Source organism: Humiphilus diazotrophicus, from assembly GCF_059726315.1.
In genome coordinates, this window is sequence record NZ_AP040870.1 from 2,364,659 (window position 1) to 2,386,281 (window position 21,623).

A 21,623-nucleotide genomic window follows, 5' to 3' on the forward strand; every position below is an offset into this window, starting at 1 on the left:
ATGAACATCGAAGAGCTCGTCATGCAAGCAGCAGTCAGCAAGGAACCTATCGAGAAACGGGCCATCACGAACCTTAGCGTCTTGAACGAGGCCTATGATTACGGACGCCCAAGTTCTTTCTCGCGCGGAATGCGCATTGACATCGGAAACGTCGTAATTCTGCTTATCTCCGGAACAGCAAGCATCGACGAAAACGGCGTATCAGTTCACGTCGGCGATTTTCGTGCCCAGTGCCGCCGGACATTCCAGAACATTACCGCATTATTGGCCGCTGAAGGTGCTACCTGGCACGATATCGTACGCACCAGCTGCTACATGCGTGACATTGACCGCGACTATGCGGAATTCAATGAAGAACGGACGGCCTTTTTCAGAGAGCAGAAGCTCGATCCGCTCCCAGCTTCCACAGGCATTCAGGCAAAACTATGCCGTCCCGAACTGTTAATTGAAATTGAAGCTATCGCGATGTTCAAAAAAGCGACTCCAACAAACGCCTAAGTATTTCGGGTTTCGGTGCAGGCAAAGAACTGATGACTGCGTGGCCATTCCACCTCCCCAATGGCCATACTTCAGGATTCTTTGGCGGACCACATAAAAACCGAAAATGCTTTAGCTAAATGACTATCGATCGATAGGAGAAGGTTTATGAAGCACCTCCGATTCAGCCACATCTTCTGCGCATTACTTGCTGCAGCGGCGAGCCTCCCCTCGCCTGTGGCACGTGCACAATCTTCGAGCTGCGGGAGCCATCCTCCAGGTATTCCGCCAGTGCGAAGAATTACGCCCTATGCCGGAGAGCCTGAAGACCTTCGCCCTTTTTCTAAATTCACTACACCGTACTACCAGCATTACGTCGAAACGAATGTCTATTCCGGGGGAGCCAGGGATATTCCGGATCCGGATCCTTCGACTCTCAAGGAAATTCGTATCGGATTCTTCGGTCCGGCTGGCACTAATCCGGATCACGTTGCCGGTACGCGCATGTTAAACGGTGCACAACTCGCAATCGATGATGCCAACGCCAAAGGAGGCTATTGCAGCAAACCTTTTAAGTTGATGGTTCATAACGATTACGACAATTGGCAAGCAGGCCAGGTCTACGGTCCCGACCGCCCCACGAACGAAGCTATTTGGGGCTCTGCTTCCAACGCTGTTGTGCAAATGACGTATGACGAAAAGGACTGGGCCATCTTTGGCTCGATCAGCTCGGAATCGACTCACATCATCCTCCGTGTTGCCCTCCGCTCAGAGATTCCAATTATTAACTCTGCCTCTACCGATCCAACTATTCCTGAAACCCTGATTCCCTGGTACTTCACCGATATCCAGGATGATCGTGTTCAGACTCTGACGCTGGCTCGCCGTATCTACACAGAGCTTGGTCTGAAGCGTATGGCCATTCTGCGCGTCAACAATCGTTATGGACGTTTTGGTGTTGGCAAGTTTCGCGATGCTTCTCGCCGCTTGAGTCATCCTGTTGTGATTGAACAGAAATTTCGTCCTGGCGACACAGATTACAGGCATCAATTAAAGATCATTCAGGACTCCCGGGCTGATGGCATTCTGGTTTGGGCCGATCAAGCCGAAGCGGCCAATATCCTAAAGCAGATGCACGAATTAGGCATGAAGCAGCGGGTCTTTGGCAGCCATCGCACGATTGGCGACGATCTTTTGCAGATTGCAGGAGCTGATGCCGAAGGTGTGGAAGCGGTATTTCCTTACGATCCTCTTCGTAACGACCCCAAATGGATTGACTTCAATAAGCGCTACGAAGCTCGCTTCCACGAGAAACCGGGTCAGTTCTCTGCTCTGGCTTACGACGCCATGCAAGTTCTAGTCGACAGCATTCGCAAAGCGGGGTTGAACAGAGCTCGTATTCATGACGCTCTTGCACAGGTATATGAGTACAAGGGTGTCACTGGAGATATGGTCTTTGATACCAATTCGAAGAACATCTCTCCGATGTATCTCGCAACTGTCCACAATGGAAAGATCAGCTACCGCCGTGCCTTCATGGAAAAGCTTCCTCCTGAGGAAAAGGAAACAGCTAAGCCAGAACCCGAAGCAGAAAAACCTGCGACCTCAACCCAGAGTCTGAATAATAGCCAACCCGCCCCCTATGCCCGGGTTGGCGAAGATGGAATCAACTATCTCGGGCCTTCTATTCGCGATGTATCTGCAAGCACTTTGCCGATTGCGGTTGTAGGGCCTCATGCTACGGAAGCAATCTCAGCTTCTTCAGTACTCGATGAGCTCAAGCTCTCAGAGAAAGCGGGACAGCCGGTTACGCTTATTCCGATCGACTCCCAGCTTTCCTGGGGACGTGCTTCTACGGGTCTGGTCGATTCGCTCACGCAGCAACACGCTATCGCGGTAATCGCGCTTGACCGCGATTCCGCACATCTGGCCGAACAGCTGTCGCTCAAATTCTTTGTACCAGTATTGGCACATTCGAAGGATAAGTCCTTAACTTCCGTCAATATCCCTTGGATCTTCCGTCAGCCTGCAGATACAACGGTTGCACAATCGTTGACGACTCTGGTCGAAGCAACACGACGCGCTGGCCCCAATGCCGAAAAGATTCGCAATCTTCTGGCCTCAGGCACAACAGTTGCCGGAATGCGCTTCCAACCAACAGGAGAGCCGTTCTAGAACGTTTGAATATTCCCTTAGAATGATCTAGCGAATTCTTTCTCAAGACGATAAATTTCCATGAGCCAACTCACCACTAAACCTGCGGTTGATCTGTTAGCAATGCTGCAAAGCGGAGAGATCTCCGCAGTTGAACTTACGCAGGCATACATTCACGAGATTGAGCGGCTCAATCCCAGCCTGCATGCCTTTGCAGACTTCGATGCAGAGCGCGCGCTGGATCAGGCACGCCGTTGCGAATCGGCCTCCTCGGACGAGATGCCACTCTTAGGCTTGCCGATGACGATAAAGTCATCCATTGCGACTTCGGGCTATCGATGCGAAGTCGGAAGCACACTTAATCGCGACTTCGTCCCACAGCAGGATGCGGTAATTGTCGAGCGTCTTCGCCGTGCTGGTGCTGTCTTGCTAGGAACCACAAACTGTCCTGAATTTCTGATGGCGTATGAGACCGATAACCGGCTTTATGGCCGGACTGCCAATCCCTGGAACCTGGCCTACAATGCCGGGGGATCAAGCGGAGGGGAGGCCTCGGCCATCTCAGCGGGATTGTCGGCAGGAGGCTTCGGCAGCGATAGCGGAGGTTCTGTTCGAGAACCTGCACACTTCACCGGCATTTGTTCCCTCAAACCCACTCCGGGACGGATACCGGGTAGAGGACATTTGCCAGCCTGCTCCGGACCATTCTCAATCCTCGGAGCCATTGGTCCAATGGCTCGCACCATGCGTGATGTAGTCTTTCTATTCCGCACGCTATCCGGGGCCGATCCGTTGGAAACAGTATCTGCACCTGCACATCTTCGATCGGTTTCCATCAGGAATCTCTGCTCAAAACCCATTGCCGTACTGGAAGACGATGGACGAATCCCCGTTACTGCAGAAACACGAGCAGCTGTAAAGAGTGCCGTACGCTCTCTGCAAGACCAGGGCTTCCACGTTGTCCCCTTCGAGTCCGAGTCTCTCGAACCGGCAAGACAGCTTTGGTGGAAATTCTTTATGCGTTGCGGCCGCATGCTGCTCGAGCCGCTTATCGAAGGCAATGAATCTGAACTAAGCAGTACTTTTCGATATTTTCTTGACACAGTTCGAGCTGAACCACTTCTCTCTGGAGAGGAACTGCTAGCAGCCTGGACACAGTGCGACGAGGTTCGTTCTGCCCTATTGGCTGATCTTGAGCCCTTCACTGCGTTGATAAGCCCAGTGTGCGCCGTCCCGGCATTCCGCCATGGCGAACGCCAATGGAATATCGACGGTCAGACAGTGGAATACTTCAGTGCCATGCGTTTCACGCAATGGTTCAATCTGCTGGCAGCACCTGCCGCTGTAGTCCCGGTAGGAAGATCTCCCGAAGGATTGCCTATCGGAGTGCAGATAGCCAGCAGACCTTACTGCGATGAAGAAGTGCTCGCAATTGGCAAACTGCTCGAAGAAGACTTCGGCTACATACCACCACCGATTGCGCGTTAAGGCTACAGAGGGAAAGTTAATCCCGGTTCCACCATTCTTCACTATGACTATTGTCGGTTTCTCTCTCTGGCAGAGAAGCCGACAATAGCTCAATCCTGAGAAAGCTACTCATCCGATAGACTGCACAGCACTCAGCAACTCTCCACAGACCTCTTCAATCTCTGACTCAGTTAGAGAATTAAAGAATGGAAGGGCGAGTGTTCGCGCGGATATGCTTTCCGTGTTTGGCAAGGAGCCGTTGGCTGTTGGTACATCTGCATAAGCCTCCTGCAAATGAATAGGAGCAAAATAGCGTCCGCAGCCAATACCTCGATCAGTCAATCTGGTGGCTACCGCATCTCTTTGCGCGCGGGTAAAGCCTTCAGCCAACTGAACCACGTAAACGAACCAGCTTGTCTTGTAATCGGAACTCACCCGGAGAGGCAATACGAATTCATCGGAATGCCGCAATCGACAGCTATAAGCAGCGGCTACAGCCTCGCGTTTCATCAGAATATGTTCAACCCTGCGCAACTGAGACAATCCCAACGCACAATTCAATTCCGAAAGACGATAGTTATATCCAAGTTGCTGGTGCTCGAACCAAGAACCACCATCTCTACGTCCATGATTTCGCAAAGCACGTACCGAGGAGGCAATCTCGGCAGAGTTTGTCACCACCATGCCTCCCTCGCCGGTAGTGATTTGTTTGTTTGGATAGAAGGCAAAGATGGCTACGTCTCCGAAAGACCCTACTTTCTGCCCTTTATATTCAGCTCCAATCGCCTCACAGCTATCCTCGATCACAAATAGGCCATGACCCTTGGCCAAGTTCATGAGAGCAGACATCTCGGCAGGCCGCCCGAAGTTGTGAACTACAATCAGGGCGCGTGTACGACCGGTAATGGCCCGCTCGACAGCTGCAGGATCCATGTTTAGCGAAATGGGATCAATATCGACGAAGACAGGAGTAGCGCCAACATACCGGATTGCGTTTGCCGGCGCAATAAAAGTGAACGAGGGAACAATCACCTCATCGCCCGGCCCTAGGCCCAGCGCAAGCAATGAAAGGTGCAGGCCCGCAGTCCCCGAACTTACACCGGCAGCATGACCCACACCAATGTAACGGGCAAATTCAGCCTCAAATTCCTGCTGTACTGGTCCCAGGCTTAACCTTGGAGTCCGCAGGACTCCGACTACAGCTTCAATATCACTCTCGTCGATGTCAGGAGAAGAAAGCGGAATACGAAATGTCCTCACTGCTACGCCTCCGCCTTCTTCATCAAAAGCTCAGCACCAAGAGGTACCGAGGTTAGGACCTTAGCGATCCGTTCGCAGGCATGACCATCTCCATACGGATTCTCCATACCCTTTAGAGAAGCGCAAAATTCTCGGCTACGTCCTCGCTCAATGCCTTTCAGAATCGACGCTGTATTTGCATCGACATCGATAACATTCGATGCACGTTCTCTGCCCTTTTGCCTGAGGCCGATGTTGATCGTCGGCAGAGCAAAGGAACCTGTCTCCATGATGCCGCTGCTGGAGTTTCCAATCAGCATGTTGACTTGAGCCATCAGGCTCCAATACGTCAACGAATCCAGATTGGTAAACACGCGTCCAGTTCCACGCGAGGCTAGAAACTCTTTCGTGCGATGGATCAGTTGCCTGCCTCCTGCATCCGAGTTCGGATAACAAAAAACGATCTGCTCAGGAATTTCTTTTAGCGCAGCAAAGAGAGACTCAGACTCTTCCGTCGTATCCCGCAACAGAGTAACGGGATGATAGGCAACAAGCGCGGTATCTTGTTTCAGATCAAGGTCCAGTTTCGCTTCCAATTCCTCTCGGGTATAGAGTTTTTCCCTCGTCAGATGATCGAGAGACGGTGCACCGGCACGATGTACGCGCCACTCCTCTTCTCCCATAGCAATGACTCTGGCACGAGCTCCATAAGTGGAGGTGAAGTGGATATGACTCATCTTTGTCAATGCATTGCGAACAGCATCGTCAATCGCACCCTGGCTGATCTCTCCCCCTTCGATATGAGCAATCGGAATCCGTAAAGCAAGAGCAACAGAAGCAGGAGCCAGCATCTCGTAACGATCCGCAATAAGCAATAACAGGTCCGGGCGCATGGTTCCGAGGAGATCGGCAAGGCTCAGAGTAGCAAGCCCAATCGTCTTAGCCATGCCAATATCTGTATCCGAACTCAGCAGGCACTCCACACGGCCATCGATGGTAAAGCCGTCCCGCTCGATTTCCCGCACGGTATACCCGAACTCCGGCGAGAGATGAGCACCGAGAACAATTACCTTAAGTGAAACCTCAGGATCTTCGGCAAGCGTACGCATCGGCCAATAAAGATGGCTATAGTCAGCACGCGAGGTAGTTACTACCGCAATTGTTCTTTTCATTTGCATTCCACGAGTAAGGAAGAGATCTGGCTTCCAGGTTTATATTGAGGGACCAACTGCGTGATGGTTGCTATTAGGGCGCAAAGATCGGAGCTCTCAATCGCGGACTCAAGAGCGTTTATAGCCGCCGTTACGCCAGAAGCAGCAGGGTGCGGGCTATGGACAAAGCTCAGCCTCCCCATCTCTCCGATTTCTACAGACTCATCATCCGCTACAAGCTTCTCCCGTAGCTTGTCACCGGGGCGCAAACCAATGAACTGGATCTCCGGTTCTTTGGACCGGGTTTCCTGATGGGCAAGGAAAAGAGCTAAATCCAGAACCCGTCGCGGACTTCCACAATCGGCAATCCAAATTCCCTGCTTTTCTTCGCAGCGAATAGCTTCCAGCAATGCCGACTCTACCTCTTCAATCGTGAGGAAGTATCTCTCGGCATTTACATTCGTCACCGTCAGTGGTTGCTTTGCACGTAGTTGTTCCTGGAACAGGAGACTTACACTGCCCGAGGAGCCCAGAACATTTCCAAGCCTTAACACTTGCAACGCAGGGCTGGCACTGGAGTGCGCCAGCACAACCAGCTCCGCCAGTCGCTTCGAAACACCCATCATGCTGCACGGATCTACAGACTTGTCGGTCGAGACCATCAGCATTTTGTGAATGCCATGCTTGCGGGTAGCTTGAACAAGACGAAAGGTTCCCACGACATTGTTACTTATTGCGCTGAATGGATTCTGTTCCATCAGAGGCACATGCTTGTAGGCCGCAGCATGAACGATCAGATCCGGAACATACTCGCCCAGGACACGGTCCAGCAGTACGGTATCGCATACGCTACCAACGACGGGAATAATACGTGATTGTGGCAGCAATGGAATTTTCCGGTGGCTTTCGTAAAGAGCTGCCTCGGAGAGATCGAGCATTACCAGCGTTTCAGGGCTACCGGCAGCAAACAATCTGGAGACGGCAGAACCGATGGAACCTCCCGCGCCTGTAATCAATACACGGCGTCCACGCACCATGCCTTCAACACGGGCAGGTGGAACACCAATCACTCTACGACCGAGAAATTCTTCCCAACTCAGATTATCTTTCTTCTGCAAGCTACCTTCCGCCATCCGAATCGATAAAAATAGGACTTTCCGTCACAACCGGACAGCATCTACTGTAATCGGACGTTTCTCCTTGCAAGAAGTATAGATACTTCGTACCAGCTGTAGTGCACGATATCCATCAACTCCGGAGCAGATTGGGCTACGACCTTCTAGACAGGCCTTGGCAAAGTCACTGAATTGCCGTTCAAAGGGAACGACAGAAATGGCCATGGGATTGGAGGCTCCAGAATGTTCCTGCCTGGCCAGTGGGACATCGGAACTCGATTCTTCCCGGACATCCCAATTTACCAACTTGTCCCCTGCAATGATGGCTGTTCCTTTTGTTCCATGAATCTCCAGCCGTTCGGGATATCCAGGCCACATGGCCGTCGAGGCCTGAATCACTCCGGTAGCTCCAGTGGAATATTGCAGCAGCGCATTCACTACGTCTTCTGACTCGATTTTGTGGAGTGCACCCAATCTCCAACTTCCGGAGACCTCGATAACTGGAGCAATCAGATATAACAGCAGGTCGATTTGATGGATCGCCTGATTGATGAGAGCGCCGCCGCCCTCCCCTGCCCAACTTGCTTTAACCGGGCGAGCATAATACTCCGCCGAGCGATACCACTTCACATAAGCATCGGCTTGGATGATATTCCCCAGTCTCCCTTGTTCAAGAGCCTGCTTGAGAAACAGCACTGAATCATCAAAACGATGCTGACTGACCACTCCCAACTGGATGCCAGCCTGCCCCGCAAGAGAAACCATCTTTTCAGCGGTGACCAGATCAATAGCCATTGGCTTCTCTACCAACACATGCTTTTTGCTCTCAGCACAGAGTTCGAGAACCGGCAAACGAAAGTTGGGAAGAGTACATACATCGACAAAATCTATCTCGGGATGGCGGCAAAGTTCTTCCAGTGTTGGGACAAACTCTGCACCGTTCGCCTTGGCAAACTCTTGGCCTTTTGCAGGAGTGCTATTGGTACATGCGACAACAGGAAATCCCAAGTTGCGATAGGCTATGACGTGCTTAGCAGCAATGGCGCCAGTTCCAACAATTCCGACTCTCAAGATCCCTCCAAGACGCAGATGCAATTCCAAGATAAACCTGGCACATCTACGGTATATGCCGGAAAAGCATCGGTCTAGAGCAGTCAGAGTGGAGTCTCACAACGCGAATCAGCTCTCAATAAAGTCAGCTAAATACGCCATTCGTTCTGACCTCATCAGATGGCGAGTACAAGAGGTATCGGCTCAGCTATCATCCAGACGAGCACATTCTTCTTGTACCTACATAATCTGGAGACGAACCGAATGAGACTACTGCGGTTACATACCTTGGCTGTTCTGTTGGCGATCTTATCTATCTCAGCTTCGGCTCAGGAGTGGAAACAACTCTTCAACGGTCACGATCTTTCAGGATGGAAACATGTCGGCCCTGGAGGAATGACTGTAGAAAACGGCTTAATGCAGACACATGGCGGTATGGGGCTGTTGTATTGGACCGGCGGCAAAATAAGTAACTGCGAAATTCGCATCGTCTTCAAGATGAAAGATGAAAACGACAACTCCGGCGTCTTTATCCGTATTCCCACCGAACCACAAGACGCCTGGATGCCGGTTAACCGGGGTTATGAGGTACAAATCGATAATCATCCGGAACGAGGAGGAGAAGACGACTACCACATAACCGGCGCTCTCTACTCTTTGACAAAGCCCCTCGCCAAACCCGGCAAACCTGGTCCGGAATGGAATGAGATGGTAATTCGCCTGGAAGGACCGCGAACCATCGTTCTAGTCAATGGCCTTAAGGTGACGGACTACACAGAAGGACAGCCCGTTCCGCCCAAGAAACTGCAATTTGAACCGGATCGTGGCCCCCGTCCATTAGAAGGATGGTTTGGACTGCAAAATCATAGCGATAAAGACATTGTGTTTTTCAAAGAAGTTGCGATTCGCGCGATACCCTCCAAAGCTTCCAATAATTAAGTGGAAGATGAGCGTTTGCACGGTTGGCGACGATCACCAACTGTATCAGGGGGATGACTGCGACCATGACGAACGAGCTTTCATCATGGCTGCAGTCATCCCCTGATACTTTGGACCGGATACCCCAAAACGTGTAAACGATAGAAAACATTCCAATAACGTCCTCAATTCCCTTCGGAGTTTTCCACCGACTTAACCGTTGACAGGCTTTCCCGGAAGAACGAAACTTGTTTAGGCGAATAAAAAGCGAAACACAAAGAACGAGTATGTATGCCTTCCGCTGCCACGCTTCGTATCCAGATTGAATCTGCGCTCGCGCAGCGCATTCCTGGAGCACTTTCTCCTCGGATTCATCACCGCCCGGATCTTTTTCCTACCGGGATTGCGGAATTGGATGTGCTTCTGGAAGGAGGCATTCCCCGCGGCGGAGTCACAGAGATTAGCGGCCCAGCTTCAACCGGCAAAACAGCTCTGGCTCTTTCTCTCTTGGCTGAAGTCACGTGCAAGGGGTCGGCATGCGCATGGATCGACGTGCAGGACTCGCTTCATCCTGAATCTGCGGCAGCATGCGGCGTCGCGCTGAATCAGCTCCTATGGATTCGCACCAGAGAGCAGCAGACACAGAACCGAGACCTAGAGAACGCAAACGCCGATCCAATACGGCCGGCTGCACATACAACAACTAAGCATCAGCAGCAGAAACCCTGGTCGCGCTTAGACCAGGCACTAAAAGCAACGGATCTACTTTTGCAAACAGGCGGCTTCAGTGTAGTGGTTCTCGACATGGGCGATGTCAAAGAAGAACATGCGCTTCGTGTTCCAATGGCCTCCTGGTATCGCTTTCGTCTGGCAGCAGAGCAGGCACAAACGGCACTGCTTTTACTTACTCGCACACCATGTACTAAGAGCTGCGCCTCCGTTGTCCTACGTACAGAAGGAAACGAAGCGCGGCCCTGGGCCATAAATGACGCGAAGCCGCTCTTCACTTCTATCGAGTTTCAAGTTCTCCGCGAACGCAAACGCAATCCGGAGCCTCTGCCCTTTTCCGTTAAGAAACCCTCCGGATCAACCGAGGCCACATGGACAAGCCATACGCAATGGACGAGGTAACTGGCTATGTATGCATGCCTTCACACTCCCGATTTTTCAGTACAAGCAGCTCTACGCCTGCGGCAGGAATTGCGACAAGCTCCAGTAGCAGTCCTGGACGGAGAAGCACCGCTCGAAACAGTTGTAGGTTGCAATGTCTATGCGCGAAAGCTAGGCGTCGCCTTGGGAATGAGACGACTGCAAGCAGAGAACTTCGACCATCTGCATCTTTTCAAGCGCTGTCTTGCACAAGAAGATGCAGCACAGCAATCGTTACTTTTCTGTGCAGGCATGTTTTCTCCGCGTATTGAACCGGTCTTCTTTGAGCACATTGCCGAACCGGGCGGCACTCTGATTCTCGATATTGCTGGAACGGAAACGCTCTTTGGACCGGCGGAAGTTATTGCCAATAAGCTTCGTCGCACGGCTGCCGATATCGGTCTTCGTGTGCGGATAGCTGTGGCAAAGAATTTCCATGCTGCCGTCTGTGCCGCCCGTGGCTTCTCCGGAGTCGCAGTTATTCCCGAAGGCAAAGAAGCAGAGATGCTCGGCCCACTGGCGCTTAAGTTTCTCGATCTATCTCCTGAGACGGCAGAAACTTTTGAGTCATGGGGAATTCACACGTTCTCGGAACTTGCTGCACTGCCGGAACGGGAGTTGATTGCACGGCTAGGACAAGCAGGACAAAGACTTCGCCGTCTGGCACGAGGAGAAGAACCTCACCTCCTCGTCCCTGTAGAAGCTAATTTTGCTTCGCAGTTGCACGAAACAATTGAACTCGATTATCCAGTCGATCTGATTGAACCGTTGCTCTTTCTTCTCAGTCGAATGGTTGAGCAGCTGCTTGTTCGCGTCCGCTCGCGTGCTTTGGCGATTGCTGCTATCACTCTTCAACTAACACTCGATTCCACCTCCGAGGGAGAACCCCGTACTTATCAGCGAACCATACGTCCAGCATTGCCCGTACAGGATTCACGAACCTTATTGAAGCTTATCCAACTTGATCTGGAAACCTATCCCCCACCCGATGCTGTAACGAAGCTCCATATGCAAGCAGAACCGGCAGCACCGCAGGTTTCTCAGAATGGGTTATTTCTCCCACAGGGACCAGCCACGGAGCGGCTGGAAATTCTCTTGGCCCGGTTACGCAAACTAGTGGGAGAAGACCATGTTGGCTCGCCGCAGCTTCTCGATACTCATAAACCGGACAGCTTCCGGATGGTACCGTTCTCTCCTCAAGCGGGAGATATTCAGAAGAAATCCACTTCTACACCACCAGTCTGTTTACGTGTTTGCCGTCCCCCGCTGGCAATTGGAGTCACGATTCAATCCGGCAAGCCGATTCAGGTCAATCTGGAAAGCGAAAGATATAACGTTCTCCACTATGCAGGTCCATGGAGAACGAATGGACAATGGTGGTCAAACGAACGCTGGTGCCGTGAAGAATGGGATGTGGTGCTATCTGCACGACAAGAAACAATGACCTGCCGCATCGCGCGTGATCCACAATCCCAGTGCTGGTATCTCGAAGGAACTTATGACTGAATACATTGAGCTCCATGCGCGCTCGGCTTTCAGTTTTCTGGAAGGTGCTTCCCTGCCCGAAACTCTCATACAACAGGCAGTGAAGTTGGGCATGCCCTCAATGGCATTATTGGACCGCAATGGATTCTATGGTTCAGCTCGTATGCACACCGAAGCCAAGAAGTTGGGCGCTCGCGCACACGTGGGAGCTGAGGTAGCTGTCTGGGACGCAGGTACGCGCATGCTTCCTCCTCCGTATCTTCCGCATCAGCTTCCATCGGAACCGGCGCGATTGCCACTCCTCGCAACCTCCCGCACTGGCTATCAGAATCTTTGCCGCTTAATCACTCGTTACAAACTGCGAGAGAGCCAGAAGGCAGAAGGCTCTGCAACCTATGATGATGTCGAAGAATACTGCGAAGGATCTATATGCCTCACAGGAGGAGAAGAGGGCCCTCTTGCCGCTACACTCTCTCGTGGCGGTTACGAGGAGGCGCGAAAGGAGATTGATCGGCTGATCGGCATCTTCGGACAGAAGAATGTCTATGTCGAATTACAACGGCATTTCTCCAGAGAGGAAGAAGCGCGCAATCGTGCCGCTATCGATCTTGCCCGATCTTTTCATCTTCCATTGCTGGCTACGAATGGAGTCAACTACGCAACACCCGCAGACAGGGAGATCATGGATGTACTGACCTGCATCCGACACAAGAGCACACTCGATACAGCCGGACGTCTTCTTGCGAGAAACACGGAACATCATCTTCGTGCGGCAAAGGAGATGAGCAGATTATTTCAGGATCTCCCGGAAGCAATCTCCAACACAGTCGATTTAGCTGCGCGCCTCGAATTCGAATTGAACGATCTAGGTTATGAGTTTCCCCTCTATCCAATCCCTGAGGGCGAAACGATGGACTCCTTTTTACGCAAACGTGTAATGGAAGGAGTTGAGCACCGCTATGGTTTGAAACAAGATAAGGAACTTCATCAAAAGGCGAAAAAGCAGGCAGAGCATGAACTTCGTTTGATAGAACACCTCGGCCTTGCAGGTTATTTCCTCATTGTTTGGGATCTTGTTCGTTACTGCGAAACAGAAGGCATCCTGGTACAAGGCAGAGGATCCGCTGCAAACAGCGTCGTCTGCTACGCTCTCAAGATTACTGCCGTCGATCCAGTGGGTATGGATCTTCTCTTCGAGCGTTTTCTTTCCGAAGAAAGAGGCGAATGGCCGGATATAGATCTTGACTTGCCTAGTGGAGAAGAGCGCGAACGTGCAATTCAACACGTCTATCAAAAATACGGAAAGCTAGGCGCCGCTATGTGCGCCAACGTGATCACCTACCGGGGACGATCCGCTTCTAGAGAAGCAGGCAAAGCCTTAGGCTTCGATGCAGAAACAATCGACCGCCTCAGCAGTTTTATCGGCCACTGGGAATGGAAGGGTGCCGAGGACACACTCGACCAGAGACTCATCGCCGCAGGATTCGATCTTGCGCATCCGCGCATGGCAAAGTTTCTCCAGATTGCGCAGAACATGCAAGATTTGCCTCGACACTTAGGACAGCATTCCGGAGGCATGGTGATATGCGAAGGTCAGCTAAACTCCATTGTGCCCCTTGAACCTGCATCCATGCCCGGAAGAGTAGTCATTCAATGGGATAAAGAAGACTGTGCCGATATGAAGATCATCAAAGTCGATCTCCTCGGCCTCGGTATGTTGGCTGTAATGAAGGACTGCCTGACCCTCGTTCCGGAATATTATGGAGATCCTCTCGACTTGGGAAATCTTCCCCAAGATGATCCTGACGTCTACAAAGCGCTGCAAAGAGCTGACACCATCGGCATGTTTCAAGTGGAAAGCCGTGCACAGATGGCAGCACTGCCTCGAAATAAGCCTAAGGTGTTTTACGATCTTGTCGTTCAGGTAGCAATTATTCGTCCTGGTCCCATCATCGGGAAAATGATGAACCCGTACATGTTGAGACGACAGGAGCGGCAGAAGGTCACATATCCTCACCCAAAGCTGGAGTCTGTTCTCCACAGGACTCTCGGTGTTCCACTGTTCCAAGAGCAGCTCATTCGCATTGCAATGACAATCGCAAACTTTACGGGAGGAGAGGCCGAAGAGCTACGTCGAGCCATAGGAATGCGCCGTTCAAAAGACAAGATGCGTAAGCTCGAAGACAAATTGCGTGCCGGAATGACAGCAAACGATGTTGACCCGGTGGCCCAGGAACAGATTGTGCAGTCTATCAGTTCTTTTGCACTCTATGGATTTCCCGAATCGCACGCTGCCAGCTTCGCTCTTATCGCCTATGCCAGTGCATATATCAAGCAGCATTATCTTGCGGCCTTTACCTGCGCCACACTCAACAATCAGCCGATGGGCTTCTACTCTGCAGCTACGATTGTGAAAGATGCACAAAGGCACGATCTCAAGGTAAAGGTAATCGATGGGCAGCATTCCCGCTGGGAGTGCACCCTGGAACGCCTGCCGGAAGAGGTAGATCCCAAGAGGAAAGAACGCTTCGCTGTCCGGCTCGGATTTGGCTATGCCCGTGGACTGAGAAAGCAGGCAGGACTAGCTATTGTTGTGGAGAGAGAAACAGGTGGACCCTTCGCTTCTGTTTACGACCTGGCCAGACGTGTTCCCGAACTTCATAAAAACGAACTTGTTGTTCTGGCGCAGATAGGAGCATTGAACTCTCTCGGAGAAAAGACTCATCGTCGCGACGCACTCTGGCAAGCAGAACGCGCAGGGCGGTTAGCGGGCCCCTTGCTTCGTCCTGTTGCCGATGAATATGAAGAAGCGAAATCCCCGCTCTTCCAGATGACTACGGAAGAACGTATTGTCGCAGACTTTCAAGGAACAGGATTAACAGTAGGACGTCATCCCATGGCATACCATCGCCAGCAACTGGATGCTATGGGAATTGTTCCCGCCAAGAGGCTTACACAACATCGAGGAGGAGAAGTAACACGTATTGCCGGATGTGTGATTGCAAGGCAACGTCCGGGAACAGCTAAGGGTTTCGTCTTTTTGAGTATTGAAGACGAAACCGGTATCTCCAATGCGATTATTCACCCAGAACTCTTCGAGCGGAATCGTGCACTCGTCTCCAACAGCAAATTCCTTATGGTTGAAGGTCTTCTGCAAAACCAGGACAATGTGATTTCAGTAAAGGCTTCATCGGTGCAGCCACTGCCAATCAGCGCAGCCGATATTCGCTCTCATGATTTTCATTAGAGATTACAGGTGCCCCCTGGAATCAGCCGTACCCCTCCTCATTTCACCACTTACGACTGTAGCTAAACGCCGTGGCTACAGTCGTTTTGGATTTCTTATCTTTCCAGGCAACCCGCAGGAAGGCAACCTATACACCTACTTTCTTCCATCGAATACACGGGAGATAGTTATGCTTGCAAGGTTTGTTCCTGCGGTATTTTCCTTAGGTCTAGGTATCGCAGCTAGTTCACTTTCTATTGCGAATGCACAGGAAGTTTCTGCTAATGAACTTGCCAAAGAAGTGGTCACACATGAAATACAGGAACAGGATGCGGATCATGCACACTGGCAATATCAAATGGAGACAATAAAGTCAGGCAAAAAGGAAATCAGAGAGGTCATCGAAACCAAGGACGGAGAGCTAAAGAAGCTCATCTCCATTAACGGTCAACCCCTCACCACCGACCAGCAGAAAGACGAAGAGGAACGGATACAAAAGCTGATATCGAATCCGTCCGAACAACGGAAACTACAACAAGCCAGTAAAGAAGATTCGGAAAAGACGAAGCAGCTTTTTAAAATGATTCCGGAAGCGTTTGTCTTCAGCTACGGAGCAAAAAACGGTGACAGAGTTACGCTGAACTTCAAGCCGAATCCAAACTTTCGTCCGCCAACACGAGAGGCACGTGTCCTTCACGAAATGGAGGGCCATATCCTCGTCGACACTAAACAAAAGCGGCTTGTCGAAATAAGCGGGCGTCTGCTTAATGAGGTGAAATTCGGAGGAGGGTTTCTAGGACATCTGGATCCGGGAGGAACCTTTTACGTCAAACAAATCGAGGTGGCTCCCAATCACTGGCAGATCTCTGTCATGGATGTAGAGATGAGGGGAAAAGCTCTCTTCTTCAAAACTATTGCTGTACAAGAGAAGGAACTTCATACTCAGTTCCAACCGGTACCTAACTCTCTAACTCTCGCTCAAGCGGAAGATCTATTGAAGAAAAAACCGGCCCAGGCTAACCCCTAATCTCTAGGCTGCAAAGAGGGAAGGGCAAAGCTTTAGTAGTGCTCTTCCCTCTTTGAAATTCATATCGCCTAACGAAACACGAGCTAGGCTGCGTTTTTCGATTTTCTTGCATACATGCCCATTAGTTCCGCTTGATCTATGACCAATCCCTGCATCGCTGCGGTTACTAATTGATAGGAAGCCCCTGGTTGCAGGTTGAGTTCTTCCCGCAAGGCATAGAGCCGGGCAAAGTATCTATGTGTTCCCGCAGGAGGACATGGTCCCATATATCCAACTTGATCGCCGCTATTCCGGGCCTGCGATCCTAGTCCCGGGATCCACGCTTTTCGAGGGACCTTCTCATCAATCCGCTCTACATTCGGAGGAATGTTGTAAACCACCCAGTGGGTGAATCCTCCCATCCTGGGAGCATCCGGATCGTAAAGTACGAGAACAAACGACCTTGTTTCCGCCGGAACATCACGCCAGGAAAACTCCGGAGAAATGTTCTCGCCCTCGCAGGTAAATCGAGAAGGGATCGGTGCTCCGTATTGAAATCCAGAGCTAAACAACTCCATTTCGTACCTCCTTACGAAGTAAGAAATTGACACGTACTGATCCGTTGCAAGCGCCAAAACTGAAGCGATAACGGCTCTACGGAAGAGAACATCCAGGACGTGCACAAGAAGAAAGTATTCCTGAGGGGAAGAAGCATTCGTCCTTAACCGATTCAAGTAGGGCTATGCTGGTGTAGCCTCAGCGCATTTTCGCTTTTAGTATGGTTCGGCGGAATTCAGCGCAGAGTGGCCGTCTTTAACGGAACGGCCACGCGGTCATTTGTTCCGTATCTACAGTGAAGGCGAAAATGCCCCAGCGCCATCTCAACCTATCTTAGAACAATTTGGTGCTGCAACCTCCTTTTCCTGTCTATATCTACGCGAAAGCTATCTTAGTCGCATCCATATATAGCCAGGAGCAGAATTATATGCCTGAAAAAGCAACTGTCGAGCGTGCGAAAAAAGATTTGCGCCAGGGGAAAGCTCCGACCACAGCTGCCGGAGAATTTGTCCATGAGGAAATCGAGCACGTACGCCACGGAAAGCACGGTGCACGGTCTCCCCAGCAAGCCATCGCCATTGGACTAAGTAAAGCTCGGCGTGCAGGAGTTCCACTCCCCCCACCAGCGCCTGGAAAGGTAAAAGAATCTACAAGAAAGGCAGCAGAGCGAGACTACAAACGAGGCCAAACCGAGGCAGAGAAAGCTCCCGCTCCCAGAGCTTCTCGCGCTCGTGAAGAGGTTTTAAAACGGGAACCCCGTTCAACCACCTCCCATAAGGCACTTTCTAAACAGGCTCAAACCGCCGCCCGAAAACGAAATGTCAACCGGTCTTCTTCAACGCCCGCCTCCAGTAGGCGGCGAGCGGCATAACCTACTTTTTCGAGTGCAGGTGCATCTATGCCCAGTCCTTTCCCAAGGGGATCAGCGCCTTATCTTTTATGGGTAGCTATTTTGCTAGTGGGGGCATTCTTTCTGGCCTGGTTAATATTCCACTCCCATGGAAAGCGTACCTTACCTGAGCCCAACACAAATTCCTTTGTAAATTCAATCACCAACGAGAAAAGCCCATCGTAAAGATGGGCTTTTCTACAACTGGTAAAAAACTTCTAGTAAAGAATCTTCAAACCGAACTGAACTACACGAGGTTGAAAGGTACTGGTAACCTGCCCGCCTGTACTGGGATTTCCACCCAACGTTCCACCTACTGTATTCGGAAGATAAAGATTTGTGTGGTTGAAGAGGTTGTAGAACTCTGAGCGGAATTCCACTTTCAGTCTTTCCACCGGAGTATCGAACTTCTTATTCAGAGCAAGGTCACTCTGATAAAAAGCAGGAGTTCGTCCAGGATTTCTGCCCATATTCCCGAAGGGGCTCTGGACATTGCCGGAGGTGTCTTTGGTGGCTGGTAACACAATAGCCTTGTAATTGACGTACTGAATATATCCGTTTGCCAGCTTCGTCTTCTTGATGAGGTCCTGACCAGGAACACGATTGGGACGGTAAAGATTCGCGCCACGATAGCTCGCCGTAATCTGTTGAGAAACCTGATTTGTCGAGCTGGGAGAATACGTCAAGTTGAATGGAGTCCCAGCTTGCATCGTATTGATCAAGCTGGTTTGCCATCCGCCAAAGACAGCATTCACAAAGCCATTGGAGCCGGAAAGGAATTTCCGTCCATGGCCAAACGGCAACTCATAGACAAGACTGGTGACATTTGCAACCGGAAGGTTGTAGTCCGACTGCGCATAATCGGCACGGATGTTGTTCGCATCCTGAGGTGACGGAGTATTGCCCTCCAGCGAGGCACTGGCATTATCCAGCGAATGCTCCCAGGTGAAGGAATTTAATAGGGTCAGGCCTCCCACGAAACGTTGTTCATAACGAGCCTGCAAGGAATCGTAGTGAGAGTAAAAGCCGTTGAGGGCTTCCGTAATATCGCTAGGCCAGTTGGCAAAGGGACGTGCAAAGCCGTTTGCAGGATTCTTCTGGTTGGCATTTAGAAAGCCTTCCAGTCTGACTCCGTGGTTTCCTACATAGGCAATGTCGAGAAGGATGTTCTTTGCCAATTCCCGCTGCACACTCAGGAAGTAGCTCTCAACGTAGCTGGCTTTCGTATTCTTCGGAATGTAGGTGATGTTATCCGTTGCAGGATTAAAGGTTGTCAGACTACTCGGAAATCCTCGATCGAGAGTGACAAAGCAGGTCGTCGCCGCACCACCAACAGGGCATCGAGAGGAAGGCGAGGGTGCCACAGTCTGGGGAACGCTTGCGAACTGTGCATGAGGCCCGTTAATCGCCAGGATGTCACCGGAACCTGCCCGTGAATAATGGGCATAGCTGATACCGAATCCGGCGCGAAGAGAAGTTTTCGAATCAACGGCATAGGCAAACCCGATGCGGGGACCGAAATCTGTGAGATCAGGATTCACAAGCGTATGGCCGTAAACACCCGACCCACGATAAGGCGTCAATCCTGCTCCGCTCGCCCCTGGGGTAAGTGTAAGCAGAGTCTGCGAGACTGGATCGAAGTTCGAGATATTGTTGTGCTCTTCCGAATAGGGAGAACCATACTCCCAACGCAAACCAAGATTGAGGGTCAGACGATGCGTAACTTTCCAGTCGTCTTGGGCATAAGCGTTATTCATTGTCTGCCGCAGATGAGCAACGTAGTAGTTGGCCAGGGAGTATCCGGTCGGCAATCCGAAGAGGAAGTCTGCCCAGTAGTTATCAGCAACCGATGCAGTCTTATTCGGATTGCTATATCCGGTGGAGAAGCTAAAACCCCCGTAAAGCGGGTTATTGTCGTTCACCGCCATCCAGATATGTTCGTATTCATAACCGAATTTCAGGGAATGCTTTCCCCGTACCCACGTGAAGTTGATCTTGGGATCGAGCAATGTGGGATTCTGCCACTGCGGATTCGTACTCTGACGGCCAAAGGCGGTGAAGTTGGATATGCTGATGGAGGGAAGTCCACCAGCAACAACGGGATTGGAAGGAAGCCCAGGAATATCGATCTTTGAGTTGTTGCCAATCGAAAGGGTGTATTTTCCAGCTCTTGTGCGCGAAAGCCCGAGACGTGCATCCAGCACCTTGTTAGATCCAAACAGATGCGTATGCCCTAGCGCAATTTGCTGATCGAGAATTCTAATCGTCCCATTGGTTTGGCCGTCGAGAGGCAGGGGGATCGAAGGATAGTTCACACCGGTTTCCTTACGATCACTTACACGAACAAACCAGGAACTGGCCGGACTCTGTTGCCAATCAAGGCGGAGATCGCCTTTGTCAGAGTTATCCGTAAACGGCACCTGAACTGCATAATCGGCTGAATTCAGACCTGTTGAAGGAGAGCCTGCCCGAGGAAGCCCCGAAATCTGCTTAAAGGCGTTGACGATTTGCTGCGAGGTGGGATTGATGTCACTGGCAGGAATTGCCGAACCGGCTTTGTAAAGCGTACCGGTAATAGGGTTCCTGACATCGGTAACCAAGATCCCATTCAATTGATTTTGAGTAGGAAGCGTAAGAACACTTAGGGGCTTCAGCGTCTGGCGGAATCCTTCATAGTCGAGGAAGAAGAAGAACTTGTCCCGCAAAACCGGCCCACCAAAGTTCATACCGAATTGATTGCGATTGAAGGTCGGCTTTTTGAAAGGGACGGAATTGCCGAGATTGCTGATCACCGTCGGCTTAAAGAACCCGGCCGCGTTCAGATCGGTATTACGAATGAACTCATAAAGAGCGCCATGAAATTGATTTGTTCCGCTCTGGGAGGCCACATTGATGGTGGCACCGGAGGAGCGTCCGTACTCCGCACTCTCATTATTCGTCACCACCTGAAACTGAGCGACGGAATCCGGAGGCACCGCAATAATCTGATTATCAAAGCCCTGGTTGCTTTCTCCATAAGCATTGTTGTCGATACCATCCAGCAGGAAGTTGTTAAACATACTGCGCTGGCCGTTGACGTTATAAGCTCCGGCACGTACCAAACTGTTGATTGAGCTGGTAGTCGCAGCCGAAGGGGCTTGTCTGGCCCCTGTAACCAGACCAAGAAGATCGGAGTAATTTCGCGTAACCAGAGGAAGTGCCTCGCTCTGGTAATTTGTAATGTTCTGTCCGCGCTGACTAGACTCGGTCTCGACCTGAATCGCAACATCCGTTACTTGGACCGAGGTCTGTGCCGCGCCTACCTGCATCGTCAGATCAATACGCTGACGTGTACCAACAGATATAGTGATGTTCTTTGCTACCGCATCCGAAAATCCCTGATTGCTTGCAGAGATGGTATAGACACCAATTCGGAGGGAAGGAACTTCATAGTCACCTTCGGCGGTAGTCTTCACCTTCGAGCTGATCGATGTCGCATTGTTTGTGATTGTAACGACAGCACCGGAGATCGGAGCTCCACTTGCATCGCGAATGGTTCCGACCAGGCTCCCGTTTTCATATTGAGCGTAGAGGTGAGCGCAGGAGAGGAAGAGCAGAATGGCCACCAGAAACCTAACCGCAAAGAAAGTCCTATTATTCTTCTGCATGAGCACTAAATGACAAGATGCCTGTTAAATCCGGATTAACAGGGAATGAACGCAGTGTTTACATCGTAAGAAGTTAGGTCAAGGCATCCGGG

The 21,623-nt window shown here is 51.1% G+C and carries 15 protein-coding genes; 9 read left to right on the forward strand and 6 right to left on the reverse strand.

Translation table 11 applies throughout. The features are described from left to right. The 3 genes from AC6I7T_RS10755 to AC6I7T_RS10765 all read left to right on the forward strand — a co-directional run bounded on the left by AC6I7T_RS10755 (position 1) and on the right by AC6I7T_RS10765 (position 4,119). Positions 1-498 carry a Rid family hydrolase gene (locus AC6I7T_RS10755; RefSeq protein WP_497793388.1) on the forward strand — a complete coding sequence of 166 codons (498 nt, stop codon included), beginning with the start codon at positions 1-3 and terminating at the stop codon, positions 496-498. A 147-nt stretch (positions 499-645) separates the two neighbouring features. Beyond that, positions 646-2,652 (forward strand): ABC transporter substrate-binding protein, encoded by a 2,007-nt coding sequence (locus tag AC6I7T_RS10760; protein ID WP_497793389.1) that lies wholly within the window; start codon positions 646-648, stop codon positions 2,650-2,652. Between the two features lie 60 nt (positions 2,653-2,712). After that, on the forward strand, positions 2,713-4,119 hold the full coding sequence (locus AC6I7T_RS10765) for an amidase (RefSeq protein ID WP_497793390.1): 1,407 nt from the start codon (positions 2,713-2,715) through the stop codon (positions 4,117-4,119). A gap of 108 nt (positions 4,120-4,227) precedes the next feature. Here the strand turns inward: AC6I7T_RS10765 and AC6I7T_RS10770 are convergent, their stop codons facing one another. From AC6I7T_RS10770 to AC6I7T_RS10785, 4 genes are read right to left on the reverse strand one after another with little or no spacing between them, the layout of a single operon-like run. Next, positions 4,228-5,358, reverse strand: a complete 1,131-nt coding sequence (locus AC6I7T_RS10770) for a DegT/DnrJ/EryC1/StrS family aminotransferase (protein WP_497793391.1) — start codon at positions 5,356-5,358, stop codon at positions 4,228-4,230. 2 nt (positions 5,359-5,360) lie between these two features. After that, entirely contained in the window at positions 5,361-6,509 is a 1,149-nt protein-coding gene (neuC, locus tag AC6I7T_RS10775; protein WP_497793392.1) for a UDP-N-acetylglucosamine 2-epimerase, read from the reverse strand. Continuing rightward, complete coding sequence (locus AC6I7T_RS10780) at positions 6,506-7,606, reverse strand: polysaccharide biosynthesis protein (protein ID WP_497793393.1); 1,101 nt, start codon at positions 7,604-7,606, stop codon at positions 6,506-6,508. Before AC6I7T_RS10780 ends, neuC begins: the two co-directional genes overlap by 4 nt. Positions 7,607-7,648: 42 nt before the next feature. After that, positions 7,649-8,674: a Gfo/Idh/MocA family protein gene (locus AC6I7T_RS10785; protein WP_497793394.1), complete on the reverse strand. Its 1,026-nt coding sequence runs from the start codon at positions 8,672-8,674 to the stop codon at positions 7,649-7,651. A 243-nt stretch (positions 8,675-8,917) separates the two neighbouring features. Between AC6I7T_RS10785 and AC6I7T_RS10790 the strand changes: the two genes are divergently transcribed. The 5 genes from AC6I7T_RS10790 to AC6I7T_RS10810 all read left to right on the forward strand — a co-directional run bounded on the left by AC6I7T_RS10790 (position 8,918) and on the right by AC6I7T_RS10810 (position 16,458). Next, the gene (locus AC6I7T_RS10790) at positions 8,918-9,592 is read left to right on the forward strand and encodes a 3-keto-disaccharide hydrolase (protein ID WP_497793395.1); all 675 of its coding nucleotides are present in this window, start codon (positions 8,918-8,920) and stop codon (positions 9,590-9,592) included. A gap of 270 nt (positions 9,593-9,862) precedes the next feature. Continuing rightward, the gene (locus AC6I7T_RS10795; RefSeq protein ID WP_497793396.1) at positions 9,863-10,702 is read left to right on the forward strand and encodes an ATPase domain-containing protein; all 840 of its coding nucleotides are present in this window, start codon (positions 9,863-9,865) and stop codon (positions 10,700-10,702) included. 6 nt (positions 10,703-10,708) lie between these two features. Then, positions 10,709-12,226 carry a DNA polymerase Y family protein gene (locus tag AC6I7T_RS10800; protein WP_497793397.1) on the forward strand — a complete coding sequence of 506 codons (1,518 nt, stop codon included), beginning with the start codon at positions 10,709-10,711 and terminating at the stop codon, positions 12,224-12,226. Continuing rightward, a complete protein-coding gene (locus AC6I7T_RS10805; protein ID WP_497793398.1) occupies positions 12,219-15,452 on the forward strand; it encodes a DNA polymerase III subunit alpha in 3,234 nt (1,077 codons plus the stop codon). The genes AC6I7T_RS10800 and AC6I7T_RS10805 overlap by 8 nt, the downstream gene beginning before the upstream one ends. A gap of 169 nt (positions 15,453-15,621) precedes the next feature. Next, complete coding sequence (locus AC6I7T_RS10810) at positions 15,622-16,458, forward strand: hypothetical protein (RefSeq protein WP_497793399.1); 837 nt, start codon at positions 15,622-15,624, stop codon at positions 16,456-16,458. Between the two features lie 83 nt (positions 16,459-16,541). On the opposite strand, the gene AC6I7T_RS10815 is transcribed toward AC6I7T_RS10810, so the two are convergent. Continuing rightward, positions 16,542-17,015 (reverse strand): YbhB/YbcL family Raf kinase inhibitor-like protein, encoded by a 474-nt coding sequence (locus tag AC6I7T_RS10815; RefSeq protein ID WP_497793400.1) that lies wholly within the window; start codon positions 17,013-17,015, stop codon positions 16,542-16,544. A gap of 407 nt (positions 17,016-17,422) precedes the next feature. On the opposite strand from AC6I7T_RS10815, the gene AC6I7T_RS10820 reads away from it, so the two are divergent. Further along, complete coding sequence (locus AC6I7T_RS10820) at positions 17,423-17,866, forward strand: DNA-binding protein (protein ID WP_497793401.1); 444 nt, start codon at positions 17,423-17,425, stop codon at positions 17,864-17,866. A 236-nt stretch (positions 17,867-18,102) separates the two neighbouring features. Here the strand turns inward: AC6I7T_RS10820 and AC6I7T_RS10825 are convergent, their stop codons facing one another. Next, positions 18,103-21,531: a TonB-dependent receptor gene (locus tag AC6I7T_RS10825; RefSeq protein WP_497793402.1), complete on the reverse strand. Its 3,429-nt coding sequence runs from the start codon at positions 21,529-21,531 to the stop codon at positions 18,103-18,105. Positions 21,532-21,623: the final 92 nt, after the last annotated feature.

Excerpts from the sequence above, each read along its gene's own strand:
- AC6I7T_RS10790 (WP_497793395.1), top strand. The coding sequence starts at position 8,918 with ATGAGACTACTGCGGTTACATACCTTGGCTGTTCTGTTGGCGATCTTA.
- AC6I7T_RS10765 (WP_497793390.1), top strand. The coding sequence starts at position 2,713 with ATGAGCCAACTCACCACTAAACCTGCGGTTGATCTGTTAGCAATGCTG.
- AC6I7T_RS10815 (WP_497793400.1), bottom strand. The coding sequence starts at position 17,015 with ATGGAGTTGTTTAGCTCTGGATTTCAATACGGAGCACCGATCCCTTCT.
- AC6I7T_RS10760 (WP_497793389.1), top strand. The coding sequence starts at position 646 with ATGAAGCACCTCCGATTCAGCCACATCTTCTGCGCATTACTTGCTGCA.
- AC6I7T_RS10755 (WP_497793388.1), top strand. The coding sequence starts at position 1 with ATGAACATCGAAGAGCTCGTCATGCAAGCAGCAGTCAGCAAGGAACCT.
- AC6I7T_RS10825 (WP_497793402.1), bottom strand. The coding sequence starts at position 21,531 with ATGCAGAAGAATAATAGGACTTTCTTTGCGGTTAGGTTTCTGGTGGCC.
- AC6I7T_RS10805 (WP_497793398.1), top strand. The coding sequence starts at position 12,219 with ATGACTGAATACATTGAGCTCCATGCGCGCTCGGCTTTCAGTTTTCTG.
- neuC (WP_497793392.1), bottom strand. The coding sequence starts at position 6,509 with ATGAAAAGAACAATTGCGGTAGTAACTACCTCGCGTGCTGACTATAGC.
- AC6I7T_RS10795 (WP_497793396.1), top strand. The coding sequence starts at position 9,863 with ATGCCTTCCGCTGCCACGCTTCGTATCCAGATTGAATCTGCGCTCGCG.
- AC6I7T_RS10810 (WP_497793399.1), top strand. The coding sequence starts at position 15,622 with ATGCTTGCAAGGTTTGTTCCTGCGGTATTTTCCTTAGGTCTAGGTATC.
- AC6I7T_RS10800 (WP_497793397.1), top strand. The coding sequence starts at position 10,709 with ATGTATGCATGCCTTCACACTCCCGATTTTTCAGTACAAGCAGCTCTA.
- AC6I7T_RS10820 (WP_497793401.1), top strand. The coding sequence starts at position 17,423 with ATGCCTGAAAAAGCAACTGTCGAGCGTGCGAAAAAAGATTTGCGCCAG.